Origin of the sequence: Actinopolyspora sp. BKK2 (assembly GCF_011291845.1) — a bacterium.
In the GTDB taxonomy this organism is placed as follows: Bacteria; Actinomycetota; Actinomycetes; order Mycobacteriales; family Pseudonocardiaceae; genus Actinopolyspora; species Actinopolyspora saharensis.
Window position 1 is genome coordinate 150,165 of sequence record NZ_JAANTE010000010.1, and the last position, 17,696, is coordinate 167,860.

Below are 17,696 nucleotides of genomic sequence, written 5' to 3' on the forward strand. Positions count from 1 at the left end.
AGGATGAGTGACGCGCTGCTGCGCATGAGCGACATCGTCAAAACGTTCCCGGGCGTTCGCGCACTGGACGGCGTCGACCTGGAGGTCCGCCCCGGTGAGGTGCACTGCCTGCTCGGGCAGAACGGAGCGGGCAAGTCGACGCTGATCAAGGTGCTCTCCGGTGCTCAGCAGCCGGACGGGGGGACCATCGAGTGGAACGACTCCGAAGTGGCGCTGCGCACCCCCGCCACCGCCATGAAGCTGGGAATCGCGACGATCTACCAGGAGCTCGACCTCGTGGACGGGCTGTCCGTGGCGGAGAACGTGTTCCTCGGGCACGAGCGCTCCACAGCGGGCTTCTCCCGCCGCGCCGAGATGATCCGGGCCACCCGCGAGCTGCTCGAACGGCTCGGGCACGGCGACATCGACCCGGCGCGGACCGTGGGCGAGCTCCCGGTCGCGAGCAAGCAGCTGGTCAGCATGGCACGGGCCCTTTCCCACGACGCGCGGCTGATCGTCATGGACGAACCGTCCGCCGTCCTGGCGCACGACGAGATCTCCGGCCTCTTCCGGGTGATCGAGGGACTCACCGCAGCGGGAATAGCGGTGATCTACATATCCCACAGGTTGGAGGAGATCCGCGAGGTCGGCGACCGGATAACCGTCCTCAAGGACGGCCGCACCGTGGACCGGGGGCTGCCCGCCGCGCGGACGTCGACGGAGCGGGTCGTGTCGCTGATGACCGGCCGCGATGTTCAGTCGGCGTTTCCGGAGCGCCGCGGCGCGGAGGCCCGCTCCGGGAGCCGGGAGCTGCTGCGCGTGGAGCGGCTGAGCCGGCGCGGGGAGTTCGCCGACGTGTCGTTCACCGTCCACGCGGGCGAGATCCTCGGAATGGCCGGGCTCGTGGGCGCGGGAAGGTCCGAGATACTGCAGACCGTCTACGGCGCGCGCAAGCCCGACTCCGGCCGCGTGCTGCTCGACGGTCGGCGACTGCGCCCCGGAAGCGTGCGCTCGGCCGTCCGCGCGGGGATGGGCTTCGCCCCGGAGGAGCGCAAGAGCCAGGCGCTGGTTCCCCACGAGTCGATCGCGCGCAACGTCTCGCTGGCGGCGTTGGGCCGGTACGCCCGGCTGGGCTGGGTCGACCGCGGATCCGAACGAGCCGCGGCGGAGGAGGTCACCCGCTCCCTGCGGTTGCGACCGTCCGACACGGAGCAGCCGATACGAGTGCTGTCCGGGGGAAACCAGCAGAAGGCCATCGTGGCCCGGTGGCTGCTCGCCGACTGCGGGGTGCTGCTGCTGGACGAACCGACCAGGGGCGTCGACGTGGGGGCCAAGTCCGAGATCCACGCGCTGGTGCGGGAGCTCGCCGATTCCGGTGTGGGCGTGGTTCTGGTTTCCAGCGAGCTCCCCGAGGTCCTCGGGCTCTCCGATCGCGTGCTCGTGCTGCGCGAGGGCCGGGTGGTCCGCGAGGCCGCGAGCGAAGCCATCGACGAGCACGAAGTGCTCGACCTGTTCATCGAAGGGAGCGCCGCGTGACCGAACGGACGAGCCTCGAAACCGTCGACCCCGCGGAGTCCGGTCCTGCCACCGAAGCGGGTCCCACGAGCGTCTCCTCCCGGCTCGCCCGCCTCGGGGGCGCCAACCGGCGTCAGATTCTCGGGCTGGTCGGCGTGCTCGCGATCCTGGTGGTGGTCGGCAGTCTGACCACCGAGAACTTCTTGGAACCCTCCAACCTCGTGCTGCTGCTCAGCCAGGCCTCGATCATCGGCGTGCTGTCAGTGGGGATGACCTTCGTGATCATCAGCGGGGGCATCGACCTGTCCGTCGGAGCGATCATCGCTCTCGCCTCGGTCTGGGCGACGACCGGAGCCACCCAGCAGTTCGGCTTGTTGGGGATGCTGTTCACCGCCGTCACCGTCGCCTGCGTCTGCGGCCTGATCAACGGTGTGCTGATCGCCTACGGCGGCCTAGTTTCCCTGATCGTGACGATCGCGGGCCTGGCCACCTACCGGGGCATGGCGACGCTGATCTCCGGAGGCAGCCCGCAGATCGTCGAGGTCGACGGGTTCGGCGCCATCGCCACGACCGACGTGCTCGGCGTCCCCCTGCTCGTGGTCATCTTCGCCGCCACCGTGGTCCTCGGCTGGCTGCTGCTGAACCGGACGACCTTCGGCAGGCACGTGTTCGCCGTCGGCGGCAACGCGGAGGCCGCGCGGCTGGCCGGGATCGACGTGCGCAGAGTTCGCGCCACCGTGTTCGTGCTGTCCGGGTTGTGCTGCGCGATCGCCGCGATCATGCTGACCGCGCGGACCGCCACCGGCGCCAGCACGCACGGCGACCTCTACGAGCTCGACGCCATAGCCGCGGTCATCCTCGGCGGCACTCTCCTGTCCGGTGGGCGCGGGACGCTGATCGGCTCGATTCTGGGAGTCGTCGTGTTCACCACCGTGAACAACATATTCGTCCTGAACAATCTCTCCACGCCGATCCAGCAGATCGCCAAGGGAGTGATCATCGTCATCGCCGTGCTGCTGCAACGGCGCGCGAACAAGGAAGCAGCCGGATGAGCACGAACCCCGTACTCGCGAAGGAGCATCCGTCATGGCGCAGTCCGACATCGTGGGAACCCAGCGCAGACGTTTCCTGCTCGGCGGCGCGGTCGCCGGGGCGGGCGCGCTGCTGACCGCCTGCACCGGCAGCGGCAACGACTCGGGGGGCGGTTCCAGTCAACTCGTCGGCCGGCAGGAGGGGGACAACTCCCAACCCGGCAAGAACGTGACGATAGGGCTGTCCATCCCCTCCGACGACCACGGCTGGATGGGCGCCATCGGGGAGAACGCCGTGGCCCAGGCCGACAGCTTCGACGACGTCACCCTGGAGGCCACCGAGGGCACCAACGACGTGAACAGGCAGATATCGCAGGTCAAAACACTGATCAACAAGAAGGTCGACGTGCTGGCGATCCTGCCGTTCAACGGCGAGTCCCTGACCTCGGTGGCCACCCAGGCCATGCGGGCCGGAATCCCCGTGGTCAACATCGACCGCGTCTTCGCCTCCAAACTGGCCTACCGCACCTGGGTCGGCGGGGACAACTACGGAATGGGGGCAGGCGCCGCGAACTTCATCGCGGACCGGCTCGACGAGCAGGGCAAGCAGGACCCGACGATCGTCGAGGTGACCGGAATCGACAACTTGCAGCTCACGCGCGACCGGAGCAGCGGTTTCTCCGAGGCGCTCGAAGCGCGGGGATACGCGGTGTCCATGAGCCAGAGCGCGGAGTTCACACCGCAGTCCGGACGCAGTGTCATGGGCAACGTGCTGCAGGCGCGCGACCACATCGACGCCGTTTGGAACCACGACGACAACCAGGGCGTGGGCGTGCTGGCCGCCATCGAGCAGGCGGGCAGGTCCGACGAGCTGTTCATGGTCGGCGGAGCGGGCTCGAAGGAGATGATGCAGCACATCAAGGCAGGTGACGGCCCCGTGGCCGCGACGGTGCTCTACCCGCCGACCATGTCCGCCACCGCGATCAACATGGCCAGGTTGCTCGCCCAGGGACGCGATCTCGCCGATCTCGTCGAACGCGCGGTGCCGAGCAACGTGACGCTGCACTCGGAAACCGTGACCAAGGACAACGTAGACCAGCACCTGCCGACCTCCTTCTGAAGGAATCGACCGAATTCCTGCCCCGACAGTTCGGAAGAATTTCCCGCAACAGCTTCCCGCGGTCGCTTCCCGCAGAACATTCCCGTAATCCCTCCCCGCAATCGATTCTCGTGACAGCGACCGGCAAGTCCTTTCCGGAAGCAGGGCACGGCGCGTTCCGGAAAAGCTGACCAGCGAACACGAATCATCCGTTCCGGAGAAGAATCCAGCAACGGTGGAACGCACCGCCAGAAAGGTATCCAGAACACATGAGCGACACTGAGCCGTTGGGCATCGGGCTGGTGGGGCACGCTTTCATGGGCGCCGCCCACTCCCAGGCCTGGCGCACGGTCGGGCGGGTCTTCGCCCCGCCGCTGTCCCCCAGGATGTCCGTGCTCTGCGGACGCGACGCCGACGGCACCGCGGCGGCCGCCCGGAGACTCGGTTGGGCGAGAGCGGAGACGGACTGGCGGAAACTGATCGCCAGCGAGGACGTCGATCTCGTCGACATCTGCACTCCCGGGGACACCCACCCCGAGATCGCCATCGCCGCCCTCGAGGCAGGCAAGCACGTGCTCTGCGAGAAGCCCCTGGCCAACTCGGTGAGCTCTGCCGAGGCGATGGCCGAGGTGGCGCTGCGCGCGAACGAACGCGGAGTCCGCAGCATGGTCGGCTTCAACTACCGCCGTGTCCCCGCGCTCGCCTTGGCGAGGCGGCTGGTGCTGGCGGGGCGCATCGGAAAGATCCGGCACGTGCGCGCCCAGTACCTGCAGGACTTCATCGTCGACCCCGAGTCACCGATGATGTGGCGCTTGGACCGCGAACGCGCCGGATCCGGGGCGCTCGGCGACATCGGCACGCACATCGTGGACCTCGCCCAGTTCGTCACGGCCGAGCACATCACGGGCGTGTCCGGTTTGACCAGCACTTTCGTCCCCGAACGCCCCCTGGGGGACGGCAGCGGGCGCTACGGCACGGTGACCGTGGACGACGCGGCGGCGTTCCTCGCCCGGTTCAGCGGTGGCGCGCTGGCCACCTTCGAGGCGAGCAGGTTCGCCACCGGCCGCAAGAACGCGATGCGCCTGGAGATCAACGGTTCGGCGGGCAGCCTGGCGTTCGACTTCGAGTCCATGAACGAGCTCTCGTTCCACGATCACGGCGAGGACGCGAGCACCGCGGGATTCCGCCGGATCCTGGTGACCGAACCCGAGCACCCCTATCTGCACGCCTGGTGGCCTCCGGGGCACGGCCTGGGGTACGAGCACACCTTCACGCACCAGGCGCGGGACGTGCTCGAGGCCATCGGCAACGACCAGCCCCCGGCTCCCTCGTTCGCGGACGGGCTCGCGGTGCAGCGCGTGCTGGACGCGGTCGAGCACAGCGCCGCGAACAGCAGCACCTGGACGGAGGTACCCGCTCACCCGGCCATCCCGTGAACCGGCCCGCCACTCCGCCAGTCCACCACTCCCGAGGAGTTGATCATGAACGAAGCCGTGACCGGCAGCAGACGCACCTTCCTCCGCCGCGCGGGAACCGCGGCCCTGGCCGTGGGAGCCACCGCACTCGGCGCGGGAACGGCCGCGGCGAACGCAGCAGGGGGCCACGGCGGGCGCCACCTGCCACCCAGCAAGATCGGAATGCAGCTCTACTCGCTGCGCGAAGCCATGAGCGAGTCGGTGGAGCGCACCCTCGCGTTCCTGGCGCGGACCGGTTACTCCGAGGTCGAGTTCGCCGGACTCCACGGCTGCTCTCCGGAGCGGGCGAGCGACCTGCTGCGCGAGCTCGGCCTCAGAGCACCGTCGAGCCACGACGACCTCCCCGCGGAGAAGGACCGGCTGGAGCAGCTCTTCGGACGCGCACGGACCCTCGGGCAGCGCTGGGTCGTGCTGCCCTACTTCGCGGCCTCCGACCTGCCCGCGTACCACCGGTTGGCCGAGCGGTTGAACCGGGCGGGCGAAATCGCACGTGAGCACGGAATCCGGGTCGGTTACCACAACCACGCGCACGAATTCGACACCATCGACGGAAGACGTCCCTACGACGTCCTGCTCGACGAGACGGATCGCCGGCTTGTCGACTTCGAACTCGACCTGTACTGGGTCGTCAAGGCCGGAGTCGATCCGCTCGACCTGTTCGAGCGCGCCCCGCGCCGATTTCCGCTCGGCCACGTCAAGGACATGAGCGCGGACGGTTCGTTCGCCGACCCGGGCGAGGGCGTCATCGACTTCGGACGCGTCTTCGACGCGAACGGCCGCTCGGGGCTGCGCCACTTCGTCGTGGAGCGGGACGACCAGCCCCACCCGAGGGAAACCGCTGAGCGGGGATACCACTACCTGCGCCGGCTCAGATTCTGACCACCCGGCCGGAGCACCGCCGCTCCGGCCGCTCCGAAAAACGGAGAGGACAGCTCCGAGAGGAGGGGTTCGCACCGCGGCCGCCCCGGCGCCGGGCACCACGTTCTTCCAGCGGCGAAATCACATGCCGTCCACAAAGGAGTTACCGTGCCACCGTTTTTACGCAGAACTCTCGCGGCAATTCTCAGCTTCGTACTGCTCACCGGAACCATGATCGCTCTCGGCGCCTCCGCCGGAGCGCAGTCGAGCGACTCCACCGACGAACAACGCTCCGCCCCGGACGGCGGGGCCGAGACCGAGCACCAGGAATTCAGCGTTCTGGTCTTCTCGAAGACGGCGGGATACCGGCACGGCTCGATCCCCGACGGAAAGGCGGCGATCGAGCAGCTGGGCAGCGAGAACCACTTCGGCGTCACCACCACCGAGGACGCGAGCGCCTTCACCTACGAGAACCTGAAGCAGTACGACGCGGTCGTGTGGCTCTCCACCACCGGCGACGTGCTCAACTCCGAGCAGCAGGCCGCGTTCGAGAAGTACATCAACGACGGCGGCGGTTACGCGGGCATCCACGCCGCTGCCGACACCGAGTACGACTGGTCGTTCTACGGTGACCTCGTCGGGGCCTACTTCGACTCCCACCCGACCGTGCAAGAAGCCACCGTCAACGTCACCGACCTGCAGCACCCCTCCACCTCCCATCTACCGGCGGAGTGGAATCGCACCGACGAGTGGTACAACTACTCACCCAATCCGCGCGAAGACGTGCACGTGCTCAGCACGCTGGACGAATCCAGCTACGGCGGCGGGAACATGGGCGAGGACCACCCGATCAGCTGGTGCCAGCCCCACGCGGGCGGCCGGTCCTGGTACACGGGCATGGGCCACACCGCGGCCTCGTACGCGGACCCCGCGTTCCTGGATCACCTCCTCGGCGGCATCCGCACCGCGGCGGGCGCCGTCTCGGCTGACTGCGGCGAGGCCGCAGCGGAGGGGGCTCTCAACCAGGTGACACTGGCGAAAACGGCCGACGAGGTCGGCGAGCCCATGGGCATGGCGGTACTGCCCAACGGCGACGTGCTGCACAGCGAACGCCACGGCACGCTCTACCGCACCACCGCGGACGGAACCACCAGCGTCGCCGCCGAGATCCCGGTCTACACCCACGACGAGGAGGGGCTGCAGTCCCTGGCGATCGACCCGAACTTCGAGCGGAACCGGTGGGTGTACCTCTACTACGCACCCCCGTTGAACACCCCGTCCGGTGACGCGCCCGCCTCGGCGGAGGACCCGTCCGAGTTCGAGAAGTGGCAGGGCCACAACCAGCTCTCCCGGTTCAAGCTCGCACAGGACGGCACGCTGGACACCTCCAGCGAGCAGCAGATCCTGCGAGTCGACGCCACCAGGGGCATGTGCTGCCACGTCGGTGGGGACATCGCCTTCGGCCCGGACGGCCTGCTGCACCTGTCCACAGGCGACGACACGAACCCGTTCCAGTCGAGCGGCTACACCCCGATCGACGAGCGGGCCAATCGCAACCCCGTCTTCGACGCGCAGCGCACCTCGGGCAACACCAATGACCTGCGCGGCAAGGTGCTGCGGATCGACGTCGCCGCGGACGGCTCCTACACCGTTCCGGAGGACAACCTCTTCGCCGGGGACGGCGACGACCGCACGCGCGGCGAGATCTACGCGATGGGCTTCCGCAATCCGTACCGGATCTCGGTGGACCAGCGCAGCGGTGACGTCTACGTCGGGAACTACGGCCCGGACGCGGGAACGGCGGATCCGCAGCGCGGCCCGGCGGGAATCGTGGAGTACGAGCGGATCACCGAACCGGGCTTCCACGGGTGGCCGTACTGCGTCGGCGACAACAAGGCCTATCACGACTACGACTTCGCCAGCGGCGAGTCCAGTGGTGAGTACGACTGCTCCAACCCCGTCAACGACTCGCCCAACAACGACGGTCTGACACAGCTCCCGGCGGCCGAGCCCGCCTGGCTGCCCTACAACGACGGCTCCGTCCCCGAACTCGGTTCGGGCAGCGAATCGCCCATGGGCGGTCCGGTCTACCACCACGACCCGAACAACCCCTCGGAGACGAAGCTGCCCGCCTCCTACGACGGCAAGTTCTTCGCCTACGAGTGGGGCCGCGGCTGGATCAAGACGATCACACCCGGGGAGAACGGCCAGCCCGGGCAGATCGAGGACTTCTTCCCCTCGATGACCCTCACCCGACCGATGGACGTCGAGTTCGGTGACGACGGTTCGCTCTACGTCCTCGACTACGGAAGCGGCTACTTCGGCGGGGCGGAGGACTCGGCGCTCTACCGGATCGACTACGTGGAGGGCGGACGAGCCCCGACCGCGCAGGTGTCCGCGGAGCCCACCGACGGCCGGGCGCCGCTCGAGGTGAACTTCTCCGCGGAGGGCTCCTCGGACCCGGACCAGGGCGACTCGCTCACCTACGCGTGGGACTTCGACGGCGACGGGCGGACCGACAGCACCGCTGCCGACCCCACGCACACCTACACCAGCACCGGCGAGCACACCGCCACGCTGACGGTCACCGACGAGGCCGGAAAGACCGGAACCGCGAGCGAGCAGGTGGTGGTCGGCAACACCGCACCCGAAGTCTCGTTCACCGAACCCGCGGCGGGCCGGGTGTTCGAGTTCGGCGACACCATCGACTACGAGGTCTCGGTCACCGATCCGGACGGCACTCCGGTGGACTGCTCGAAGGTGCACGTGGAGTACATACTCGGGCACTCCACGGGCAACGACTCGCACGGTCATCCGCTCAGCGAGGCCACGGGGTGCTCGGGAAGCATCGAGACGTCCAACACCGACGGGCACCAGGGTGCCGACATCTACGGGGTGCTGAACGCCAGCTACACCGACACCTCCCCCACCGAACGAGCTCCCTCGCTCACCGGCGAAGCGGAGATCGTCATGCAACCCGCGGGCAAGCAGGCCGAGTTCTTCGACGACAGCAGCGGTGTGCGGGTCGTGGAGGACAGCGCGGGCGCCGAGGCGGGGGCCCGGGTCGGTGACATCCACTCCGGGGACTGGCTCTCCTTCGACCCGTACGAGCTCTCCGGGGTGGGTGCGGCCACGTTCCGCGTCTCCTCCGGCGGTCCCGGCGGCACGATCGAGATGCGTTCCGGCGCACCGGACGGGCCGCTCGTGGGTGAGGTCGAGGTCGGCAACACCGGCGGTTGGGGCAACTACACCCGAACCGAGCCGGTCCGGCTGACCGACCCCGGCGGAAGCGGGAAGCTGTTCCTGGTGTTCACCGGCAACGGGACGGGTGGTCTGTTCGACGTGGACTCGATGCACCTGCAGCGCGGACCGTCGCGAACCTGCGAGCCCACCGAGCCCGAGCAGGGCTACACCTCCCTGTTCGACGGCACGGCGAGCAGCCTCGACGGCTGGGAGCAGGCAGGCCCGGGACGGTTCGAGCACACCGCCGAGTGCACCCTGCGCTCCGCGGGCGGCATGGGGCTGTACTGGCTGAGCAGCGGGGAGCTCACCGCCCCCTACTCGCTGAAGCTGGACTGGAAGCTCACCGACCAGGACAACTCCGGGGTGTTCGTCGGCTTCCCCGATCCGGGCGACGACCCCTGGTCCGCGGTGGAGAAGGGCGAGGAGATCCAGATCGATCCCACCGACGCCCCCGCGAACCAGACCGGGGCGATCTACGACGAGCAAGCACCCGACCAGCAGAAGCGGGACGCCGCGCTGAATCCCGCCGGCGAGTGGAACACCTACGAGATCGTGGTCACCGGGAACTCCTTGACCGTCCACCTCAACGGCACGGAGATCACCCACTGGGTCGACGACGACCCCGAGGTGGACCTGACCAGCGGACACATCGGGCTGCAGAACCACGGGGACGGTGACACGGTGTCCTTCCGCGACATCCGCGTCGCCGAGAACATCGACGTGACCGCCCCGCGGGTCTCCGCCGCGCCGGACCCGGCCGAGCCCAACGGAGACCCGCGCGGCGAGTACGCGGGCACCTACAACACACCGGTGCGGCTCGCCCTCGAGGCCACCGATTCGGGGTCCGGGGTGGACACCGTGGAGTACCGCCTCGACGGCGGTGCCTGGAAGGCCTACTCCGAACCGGTGACCGTGGAAGCCCCGGGCACGCACGCGGTGCGCTTCCGGGCCACCGACGCCGCGGGCAACGTCTCGGAGACCGGCGAGTTCGCCTTCGAGATCAAGCCCGATGCCTGCCCGGGGTCGGACCTGCGCGAGACGGTGGTCGTCGGCTCCGAGGAGACCGGCGTGACCAACGGTGACTCGGGCAACGGCTGCACGATCAACGACCTGATCGAGGAGGAAGCCGGTCATCCCGACCACGGAGCCTTCGTCCGGCACGTGGACCGGGTGACGAACGAGCTGCTGTCCGCCGGTGTCATCTCCGGCCGTGAGAAGGGTCGGATCATGAGCGCCGCCGGGCGCTCGGACGTCGGCAGGTAACGAGATCCGTCCCGGGCTCGGCCGCGCGCCGAGCCCGGGACGGCCGACCCGCCACCGCCGGTACCGCGGTGGCCGTTCCACATCCCCGCCGGAGCACCTCCGACTGCCAGAGACGTGAAGGAGGTTCGTCCATGACCGATCCCGACAACGGCGGACTCGTCGGCGTCTGGCTCATCGGCGCACGAGGCTCGGTGGCCACCACGGCGATCACCGGTGCCGCGGCCCTGCGCGACAGGATCGTGGCCCCCGCGGGATGCGTCACCGAATCCCCGGAGTTCCCCGACAGCGGCCTACCGGAGTTCGCACAGCTCGTGTTCGGCGGCCACGACGTCGCCGAGACGCCCCTGCGGAAGCGCGCCGAGCAGCTCGAGCACGCGGGACTGCTGCCACGCGGGCTGCCCGAACTGGTCAGCGCCGACCTGTCGGCGGCGGACAGCCGGATACTGCCCGGAATCGCCGACTCCGAACAGCACCACGACCGGCAGGAGCTCGTCGCGGAGCTGGTGCGGGACCTGCGCTCGTTCCGGCGGACGCACGGCCTGGACCGGGTGGTCGTGGTCAACCTCTCCGACACCGAAGCACCGCACCCCGAGCGCGCCGAGCACTCCGACCTGCGTTCCCTGCGGCGTGCGCTGCGCGAGCAGCGGCAGGAGGAGGTGCTCGCGCCCAGCTCGCTGTACGCCTGCGCCGCGCTGCTAGCCAACTGCTCCTATGCGGACTTCACTCCGTCGACGGGGGCACGCCTGCCCGCGCTGGACGAGCTGGCCCGACGCAACGGGGTCCCGTACGCGGGAAGCGACGGGAAAACCGGGGAGACGCTGGTGAAGTCCGCGCTGCTTCCGATGTTCTCCAGCCGCGCGCTGCACATCAGGTCCTGGTCGGGAACCAACCTGCTCGGCGGCGGGGACGGCCGCAACCTCTCCGATCCGACCAACGTGACCAGCAAGACGAGCTCGAAGCACCGCGTCGTGGACGAGTCCCTCGGCTACCCCGTCGACGGGCGGGTGCACATCGACTACGTCCCCGACCTGGGCGAGAGCAAAACCGCGTGGGACCACATCTCCTTCGCCGGGTTCCTCGGCAACGGGATGACCATGCAGTTCACCTGGCAGGGACGTGACTCGGCACTGGCGGCCCCGCTCGTCCTGGACCTGGCGCGGCTGCTGTCCCGCGCCCACGAACGCGGCCACAGGGGCGCGCTGCGCGAACTCGGCTTCTTCTTCAAGGACCCCGTCGGGCTGGACGAGCACCGCCTGCCGGCCCAGTTCGAGATGCTGCGCTCCTTCGCGCGGGAACTCGGAAAGGACGAATGATGCGTGTCCGAGCACTGGTGGAACTGTTGCGCGCTCCCGCCGCGCTCTCCGTACCGGGGGACGTGCTCGCGGGTGCGGGCACCGACCGCTCCCCCGCGAGAGATCGCGCGCTGCGGACGTTCGGGTCCTGCTGCCTGTACTGGGCCGGGATGGCGCTCAACGACTACGTCGACCGCGATGTCGACGCGGCCGAGAGGCCGCGGCGGCCCGTCCCCTCGGGCAGGGTTCCCGCACCGCTCGCGCTCGGACTGTCCGTGGTGTTGACCGCAGCGGGCCTCGCCGGTTCCGCGGGTTCCGGTGGTAGACGCTCCCTGGCTGTGGCGCTCCCGCTCGCCACGACGGTGTGGTCGTACAACCTGGGACTGAAGGGCACGGCCGCGGGCCCGGCAGCGATGGCCACCGCACGAGCGCTCGACGTGCTGCACGGGGCTGAGCCGGGGCGGCTGCACCGGGCCGTCCCCGCCGCCACGGCCGTAGGAGCGCACACCCTCGCCCTCAGCACCGTGGCCGCGGCGGAGGTGACCGGTTCCGCGAAGCGCCTCCCCGCAGGCGCCCTCGCCACCACGCTCGGCCTCGGCACGGCGGTGGCGGCGTGGCTCGTCACAAGCGCCGCGAGCCGGGGGCGAGGCGGTCCCGACGAGGTGCTGGGAGCCTGCGCGCTGGCCGTCTACACCACCACGGTCGGCCGCGGCCAGCTCGCGGCGGTCCGCACCCCCGGTCCGGCGGAGCTGCAACGGGCCACCAGCGGGGGGATCCTCGGGATGATCCCGCTGCAGTCGGCGTTGACCGCGGCCCGCGGCAGCGGCGGACGCGCGGCCGTGCTGCTCGGACTCCTCCCGGTGGCGCGGGCGCTCTCCGGGCGGGTGTCGCCGACATGACCGGGGCGACGCCCGCGAACGGTGTCCCCTCACCGGGTGAGTGCCCCGGTGGGATCCGGTCACCGCGCTTCGGGTACGGGACGAACGGATTCACCAACCACCGCCTGGCCGACGCGCTGGAGGTCCTGGCCGAGCAGGGCTACGCGGGGGTGGCCCTGACGCTCGACCATGATCACCTGGACCCGTTCGCCCCGGAGCTCTCCGAGCGGGTCGAGCAGGTGCGCGCGCAGCTGCGCCGGCTGGGCCTGGCGGTCGTGGTGGAGACCGGTGCGCGCTACCTGCTCGACCCCCGGCACAAGCACCACCCGACGCTGCTGTCCGAACCGGGGCGGTCCGCACGCGTGGACCTGCTGCGACGCGCGGTGCGCATCGCCGCGCAGCTGTCCGCCGAGGCGGTCTCGTTCTGGAGCGGCACCAAACCGGCCGAGCTGGACGACGAGACCGCGGGGCTGCGGCTGCTGGAAGGCTGCTCGGCGGTGCTGGACACCGCCGAGCAGCACGGCGTCCCGCTCGGGTTCGAGCCGGAACCCGGGATGTTCATCTCCGATCTGGACGGTTTCGAGTGGTTGCGGGCCGAACTCGGACGTCCGGAGCTGTTCGGGCTCACTCTCGACATCGGGCACTGCCGCTGCCTGGAACCGGACCCGGTGCCGCAGTGCGTGCGCCGCGCGGGCGACCGGCTGGTCCACGTCCAGATCGACGACATGTGCCGGGGAACCCACGAGCACCTCGAGTTCGGGGACGGCGAGATCGACTTCCCCCCGGTGCTGGCCGCGCTGGACGAGGTCGACTACCGGGGGCTCGTCTCGGTGGAACTCCCGCGACACGGCCACGCCGCTCCCCGGGTCTCCCTGCGTTCGATCGACTTCCTGCGCGCAGCTGCTCTGCGCGCGGCGGCGGAGGTGAACACATGACCGAGCTGTCCGGCACCGACGAGATACGCGGGGCTCTCCGAAGCAGGCTCTCCGTGAACGGAGCGGCCTGGCTGGAGGAGGCCCTCCAGCGCACAGCTGTTCGGCAGGACGCCATCAGGGCCCTGTTCCCCGCCGCGGGGCGCAACTGCGGCCGCGGGGCGCTGGTCCACGGGACCGCGGCCGCACCGGAGGGCGGTCTGGACGACTGGACGGTCGACGACGGTGCTCGAGCGCTGCTGCTGGCGCGACTGCCGTTGCGCGGCCGTGAGCTGGGCGACGAGGTCGCGGGGCTATACCGGCACGGCGACGCGGCGGAGAAGCGCGGCGTGCTGCGCGGGCTGAGCGCGCTGCCCGAGGAGCCGGAGCTGGTCCGCGCGGCGCTTCCGCTGGTTCGGGATGCGCTGCGCAGCAACGACACCCGGCTCATCGCCGCCGCGATGGGGCGGTTCGGAGCGCGCAACCTCGATGCGCACACCTACCGGCACGGCGTGCTCAAGTGCGTCTTCCTCGGGATCCCCCTGGGGTCCGTGCACGGGCTGGAGGAACGCGCCGACGCCGAGCTCGCCCGCATGCTGACCGACCACGCCCGGGAACGCGCGGCCGCGGGCCGCGAGGTCCCTCCCGACGTGTGGCGGGTCGTGAACCCGAACGAGTCGAATCCCCTCAGGGAGGCATGATGCGCGTCTTCGATCCGCACATCCACATGACGTCCCGCACCACCGACGACTACGACGCGATGCACCGGGCCGGGGTCCGCGCCCTGGTGGAACCCGCTTTCTGGGTCGGCCAGCCCCGCACCTCGGCGGCGACGTTCGTGGACTACTTCGACGGGCTCGTGGGCTGGGAGCCGTTCCGCGCCGCGCAGTACGGGATCGCACATCACTGCGCCATCGGCCTCAACCCGAAGGAGGCCAACGATCCGCGCTGCCGGGAGGTGCTGGAGGTCCTGCCGCGGTACCTCGCCAAGGACGGGGTCGTGGCCGTCGGCGAACTCGGCTACGACTCCATGACCGAGGCGGAGGACGAGGTCTTCGCCGCCCAGCTCGCGCTGGCCCGGCAGGAGGAGCTGCCGGTGCTGGTGCACACGCCGCACCGCGACAAGGTGGCGGGCACGCGCCGCAGCCTCGACGTGGTCCGCGAGTCCGGCATCCCGCCCGAGCGCGTCGTCGTCGACCACCTCAACGAGGTGACGGTGTCCCTGGTCGCCGACTCCGGGTGCTGGATGGGGTTCTCGATCTACCCGGACACCAAGATGGACGAGGACCGGATGGTCCGGCTGCTCCGGGAATACGGCACCGAAGGGATGCTGATCAACTCCGCCGCGGACTGGGGCAGGAGCGACCCGCTGAAGACGATCAAGACGGCCAGCGCGATGCTGGCGGCGGGGTTCGACCAGTCCGCTGTGGACTCGGTCTTCTGGGACAACCCGGTGCGCTTCTACGGGCGGAGCGGGCGGCTGGAGCTCGACGTCGAGGCCCCCTCCCGGCAGGGGGCGACTTTCGCGGGAAACACCATCGAGCGCGGAAGCCGGTGACGCCATGCGATTCCTGCACCGTGACGGCTCGGTCGTGCACCTGGCCTACTGCACCAACGTCCACCCCGCCGAGGACCTCGGCGGAATCATCGCGCAGCTCGACCGGTACGCCGTTCCGATCCGGGACCGGCTCGGCGCGGACCGGCTCGGGCTCGGTCTGTGGCTGCCCCGCGAGGTGGCGCGGCTGCTCACCGAGAGCACCGCTGCGCTGGAAGAGCTGCGCCGCGCGCTGACGCGGCGGCACCTGGAGGTGGTCACGCTCAACGGATTCCCGTACGGCGGGTTCCACGACCCGGTGGTCAAGCACGCGGTGTACCGGCCGGACTGGTCCGAGCGCTCCAGGCTGGAATACACCCTCGAGCTCGCCCGCGTCCTCGTCGAGCTGCTGCCCGCGGACGTGACCGAGGGCAGCGTCTCCACGCTGCCGCTGGGGCTGCGGGAGACGTGGTCCGAGCACGCGCGCTCGGCCGCTTCCGGGCACCTGGCGGAGCTGTCGGCGGGGCTGGCGGAGCTCGCGCGGCGAACGGGGCGGTCGGTCCGGGTCGGGTTCGAACCGGAACCCGGCTGCGTGCTGGAAACGACCGACGACGCGGTGAGCCTCCTGCGCGGCATCGACCCGGCCCGCATCGGGGTGTGCCTGGACACCTGCCACCTGGCCGTGGCGTTCGAGCGGCCGAGCCGGGCGCTGGCCGAGCTGAGCGCGGCCGGGATTCCCGTGGTCAAGACGCAGGCCTCCTGCGCCCTGCACGCCCAGGAGCCGTGCTCGCCCGCGACGCGGAGGGCGCTGGAGGGCTTCACCGAACCGCGGTTCCTGCACCAGACCCGCGCGGCAGCGGGCGGCGCCCTCCGCGGTGTGGACGACCTGGACCGCGCGCTCGCCGGAGAGCTCGCGGACGGAGGGCCGTGGCGCGTGCACTTCCACACCCCGCTGCACACCGCTCCCCGGCACCCGCTGACGAGCACCCGCGAGGTGCTCACCGACGCCCTGGCCGAACTGCTGGCGGGCGGGCACGCCCGCACCAACCACGTCGAGGTGGAGACCTACACCTGGGACGTGCTGCCGGAGCGGGACCGCCAGGCCGGAGGGGTGGTGCCGGGAACGGCCGCTGAGCTCGCCTGGACCCGCGCACGACTGCTCGAACTCGGACTCACGGAGATCGAACGATGAAGGATTCCGCACGACCGCGCAAACCGGTCCTGCTGCTCGACGTGGTGGGCATGACCCCGGCGCTGCTGGAGCACATGCCCAACCTGCGCGCGATCGCGACCGAGGGGTTCCGAGCCGAGCTGGGAACCGTGTTCCCCGCCGTCACCTGCCCCGTCCAGTCCAGCCTGCTCACCGGGCGCCACCCCGGTGAGCACGGCATCGTGGGAAACGGGTGGTACTTCCGGGACATCGGCGAGGTGTTCTTCTGGCGCCAGCACAACGGGCTGGTCCAGGGGGAGAAGGTCTGGCAGGCGGCGCGGGAGCTGGCTCCGGACCACCGCACCAGCAACATCTGCTGGTGGTACGCGATGGGCATGGACACCGACGAGACGGTCACTCCCCGCCCGATCTACCACGCGGACGGGCGCAAGTCCCCCGACTGCTACACCCGACCCGCCGAACTGCGCGACGAGCTCACCGCCGAGTTCGGGACGTTCCCGCTGTTCAACTACTGGGGTCCGACCGCGTCGCTGGCCTCGTCCCGCTGGATCGCGGACGCCACCCGGCACGTGATGAGCACCCGGAACTCCGATCTGACCATGGCCTACGTCCCGCACCTGGACTACGACCTGCAGCGCCACGGCCCGGACAGTCCGCAGGCGGCGCGCGCCGCGCGGGAAGTGGACGGTGTCCTGGAGCCGCTGCTGCGACACGCCCGCGAGCAGGGGGTTTCCGTGGTGGCCCTGTCCGAGTACGGGATCACCCCGGTCGACCGCCCCGTCGACGTCAACCGCGCCCTGCGCGGCGAGGGGCTGTTGAACGTGCACACCCAGGCCGGGATGGAGTACCTGGATCCGTGGAGTTCGCGGGCCTTCGCCGTGGCCGACCACCAGGTCGCGCACGTCTACGTCAACGACCCCGGTGATCTGCGGCGGACGCGGGAAGTCGTCTCGGCCCTGCCCGGAGTGGACGAGGTGCTCGACTCCGAGGGCAAGGCGCGGTACGGGATCGCCCACCAGCGCGCGGGCGACCTCGTCGCGATAGCGGAACCGAACGCCTGGTTCACCTACTACTACTGGCTCGACGACGAGCGAGCGCCCGACTTCGCCACCCACGTGGAGATCCACCGCAAACCGGGCTACGACCCGGCCGAACTGTTCATGGACCCGCGGGACCGCTGGGTCCGGCTGCGGGCCGCGGCGGCGGTCGCCCGCAAGAAGATCGGCCTGCGCTACCGGATGAACGTCGTGCCGCTGGACCCGACACCGGTGCGGGGAAGCCACGGCAGGCTGCCGGACCGCCCCCGGGACGGTCCGGTGCTGTTGTGCTCCGACCCGGCGTTGGCGCGGCAGCGCTACCACGCCACGGAGGTCAAGGACCTGTTGCTGCGGCTGTCCGGTCTCGACCGGGCCGTCGCGGCGAACTGACCACCAACTCGATCCAGGAA

General features: G+C 70.2%; 13 protein-coding genes. All 13 read left to right on the forward strand.

Translation table 11 applies throughout. The features are described from left to right. Positions 1-3 precede the first annotated feature (3 nt). The 13 genes from G9Q41_RS18840 to G9Q41_RS18900 all read left to right on the forward strand — a co-directional run bounded on the left by G9Q41_RS18840 (position 4) and on the right by G9Q41_RS18900 (position 17,676). Positions 4-1,515 (forward strand): sugar ABC transporter ATP-binding protein, encoded by a 1,512-nt coding sequence (locus G9Q41_RS18840; RefSeq protein WP_165633598.1) that lies wholly within the window; start codon positions 4-6, stop codon positions 1,513-1,515. After that, entirely contained in the window at positions 1,512-2,546 is a 1,035-nt protein-coding gene (locus tag G9Q41_RS18845) for an ABC transporter permease (protein WP_165633597.1), read from the forward strand. The genes G9Q41_RS18840 and G9Q41_RS18845 overlap by 4 nt, the downstream gene beginning before the upstream one ends. Before the next feature lie 34 nt (positions 2,547-2,580). Continuing rightward, positions 2,581-3,645, forward strand: a complete 1,065-nt coding sequence (locus G9Q41_RS18850) for a substrate-binding domain-containing protein (RefSeq protein ID WP_165633596.1) — start codon at positions 2,581-2,583, stop codon at positions 3,643-3,645. A gap of 248 nt (positions 3,646-3,893) precedes the next feature. Then, a complete protein-coding gene (locus tag G9Q41_RS18855) occupies positions 3,894-5,060 on the forward strand; it encodes a Gfo/Idh/MocA family oxidoreductase (RefSeq protein WP_165633595.1) in 1,167 nt (388 codons plus the stop codon). 45 nt (positions 5,061-5,105) lie between these two features. Next, positions 5,106-5,978: a sugar phosphate isomerase/epimerase gene (locus G9Q41_RS18860; protein WP_092524121.1), complete on the forward strand. Its 873-nt coding sequence runs from the start codon at positions 5,106-5,108 to the stop codon at positions 5,976-5,978. Between the two features lie 147 nt (positions 5,979-6,125). Next, positions 6,126-10,463 carry a ThuA domain-containing protein gene (locus G9Q41_RS18865; RefSeq protein ID WP_165633594.1) on the forward strand — a complete coding sequence of 1,446 codons (4,338 nt, stop codon included), beginning with the start codon at positions 6,126-6,128 and terminating at the stop codon, positions 10,461-10,463. A gap of 131 nt (positions 10,464-10,594) precedes the next feature. Further along, positions 10,595-11,776 carry an inositol-3-phosphate synthase gene (locus G9Q41_RS18870; protein ID WP_165633593.1) on the forward strand — a complete coding sequence of 394 codons (1,182 nt, stop codon included), beginning with the start codon at positions 10,595-10,597 and terminating at the stop codon, positions 11,774-11,776. Further along, the gene (locus tag G9Q41_RS18875) at positions 11,776-12,654 is read left to right on the forward strand and encodes an SCO3242 family prenyltransferase (RefSeq protein ID WP_165633592.1); all 879 of its coding nucleotides are present in this window, start codon (positions 11,776-11,778) and stop codon (positions 12,652-12,654) included. Before G9Q41_RS18870 ends, G9Q41_RS18875 begins: the two co-directional genes overlap by 1 nt. Then, positions 12,651-13,568, forward strand: coding sequence for a sugar phosphate isomerase/epimerase family protein (locus G9Q41_RS18880; RefSeq protein WP_165633591.1), 918 nt, complete (start codon positions 12,651-12,653; stop codon positions 13,566-13,568). The genes G9Q41_RS18875 and G9Q41_RS18880 overlap by 4 nt, the downstream gene beginning before the upstream one ends. Continuing rightward, positions 13,565-14,245 carry an EboA domain-containing protein gene (locus G9Q41_RS18885; protein WP_165633590.1) on the forward strand — a complete coding sequence of 227 codons (681 nt, stop codon included), beginning with the start codon at positions 13,565-13,567 and terminating at the stop codon, positions 14,243-14,245. Before G9Q41_RS18880 ends, G9Q41_RS18885 begins: the two co-directional genes overlap by 4 nt. Further along, entirely contained in the window at positions 14,245-15,102 is an 858-nt protein-coding gene (locus tag G9Q41_RS18890; protein ID WP_165633589.1) for a TatD family hydrolase, read from the forward strand. Before G9Q41_RS18885 ends, G9Q41_RS18890 begins: the two co-directional genes overlap by 1 nt. Positions 15,103-15,106: 4 nt before the next feature. Next, the gene (gene eboE, locus G9Q41_RS18895) at positions 15,107-16,270 is read left to right on the forward strand and encodes a metabolite traffic protein EboE (protein ID WP_165633588.1); all 1,164 of its coding nucleotides are present in this window, start codon (positions 15,107-15,109) and stop codon (positions 16,268-16,270) included. After that, the gene (locus tag G9Q41_RS18900; protein WP_092524136.1) at positions 16,267-17,676 is read left to right on the forward strand and encodes a nucleotide pyrophosphatase/phosphodiesterase family protein; all 1,410 of its coding nucleotides are present in this window, start codon (positions 16,267-16,269) and stop codon (positions 17,674-17,676) included. The genes eboE and G9Q41_RS18900 overlap by 4 nt, the downstream gene beginning before the upstream one ends. Positions 17,677-17,696: the final 20 nt, after the last annotated feature.

What these genes read in the sequence shown, in the direction of transcription:
- G9Q41_RS18840 (WP_165633598.1), top strand. Translation starts at nt 4, where the DNA reads ATGAGTGACGCGCTGCTGCGCATGAGCGACATCGTCAAAACGTTCCCG.
- G9Q41_RS18850 (WP_165633596.1), top strand. Translation starts at nt 2,581, where the DNA reads ATGGCGCAGTCCGACATCGTGGGAACCCAGCGCAGACGTTTCCTGCTC.
- G9Q41_RS18855 (WP_165633595.1), top strand. Translation starts at nt 3,894, where the DNA reads ATGAGCGACACTGAGCCGTTGGGCATCGGGCTGGTGGGGCACGCTTTC.
- G9Q41_RS18860 (WP_092524121.1), top strand. Translation starts at nt 5,106, where the DNA reads ATGAACGAAGCCGTGACCGGCAGCAGACGCACCTTCCTCCGCCGCGCG.
- G9Q41_RS18870 (WP_165633593.1), top strand. Translation starts at nt 10,595, where the DNA reads ATGACCGATCCCGACAACGGCGGACTCGTCGGCGTCTGGCTCATCGGC.
- G9Q41_RS18875 (WP_165633592.1), top strand. Translation starts at nt 11,776, where the DNA reads ATGCGTGTCCGAGCACTGGTGGAACTGTTGCGCGCTCCCGCCGCGCTC.
- G9Q41_RS18880 (WP_165633591.1), top strand. Translation starts at nt 12,651, where the DNA reads ATGACCGGGGCGACGCCCGCGAACGGTGTCCCCTCACCGGGTGAGTGC.
- G9Q41_RS18885 (WP_165633590.1), top strand. Translation starts at nt 13,565, where the DNA reads ATGACCGAGCTGTCCGGCACCGACGAGATACGCGGGGCTCTCCGAAGC.
- G9Q41_RS18890 (WP_165633589.1), top strand. Translation starts at nt 14,245, where the DNA reads ATGCGCGTCTTCGATCCGCACATCCACATGACGTCCCGCACCACCGAC.
- eboE (WP_165633588.1), top strand. Translation starts at nt 15,107, where the DNA reads ATGCGATTCCTGCACCGTGACGGCTCGGTCGTGCACCTGGCCTACTGC.
- G9Q41_RS18900 (WP_092524136.1), top strand. Translation starts at nt 16,267, where the DNA reads ATGAAGGATTCCGCACGACCGCGCAAACCGGTCCTGCTGCTCGACGTG.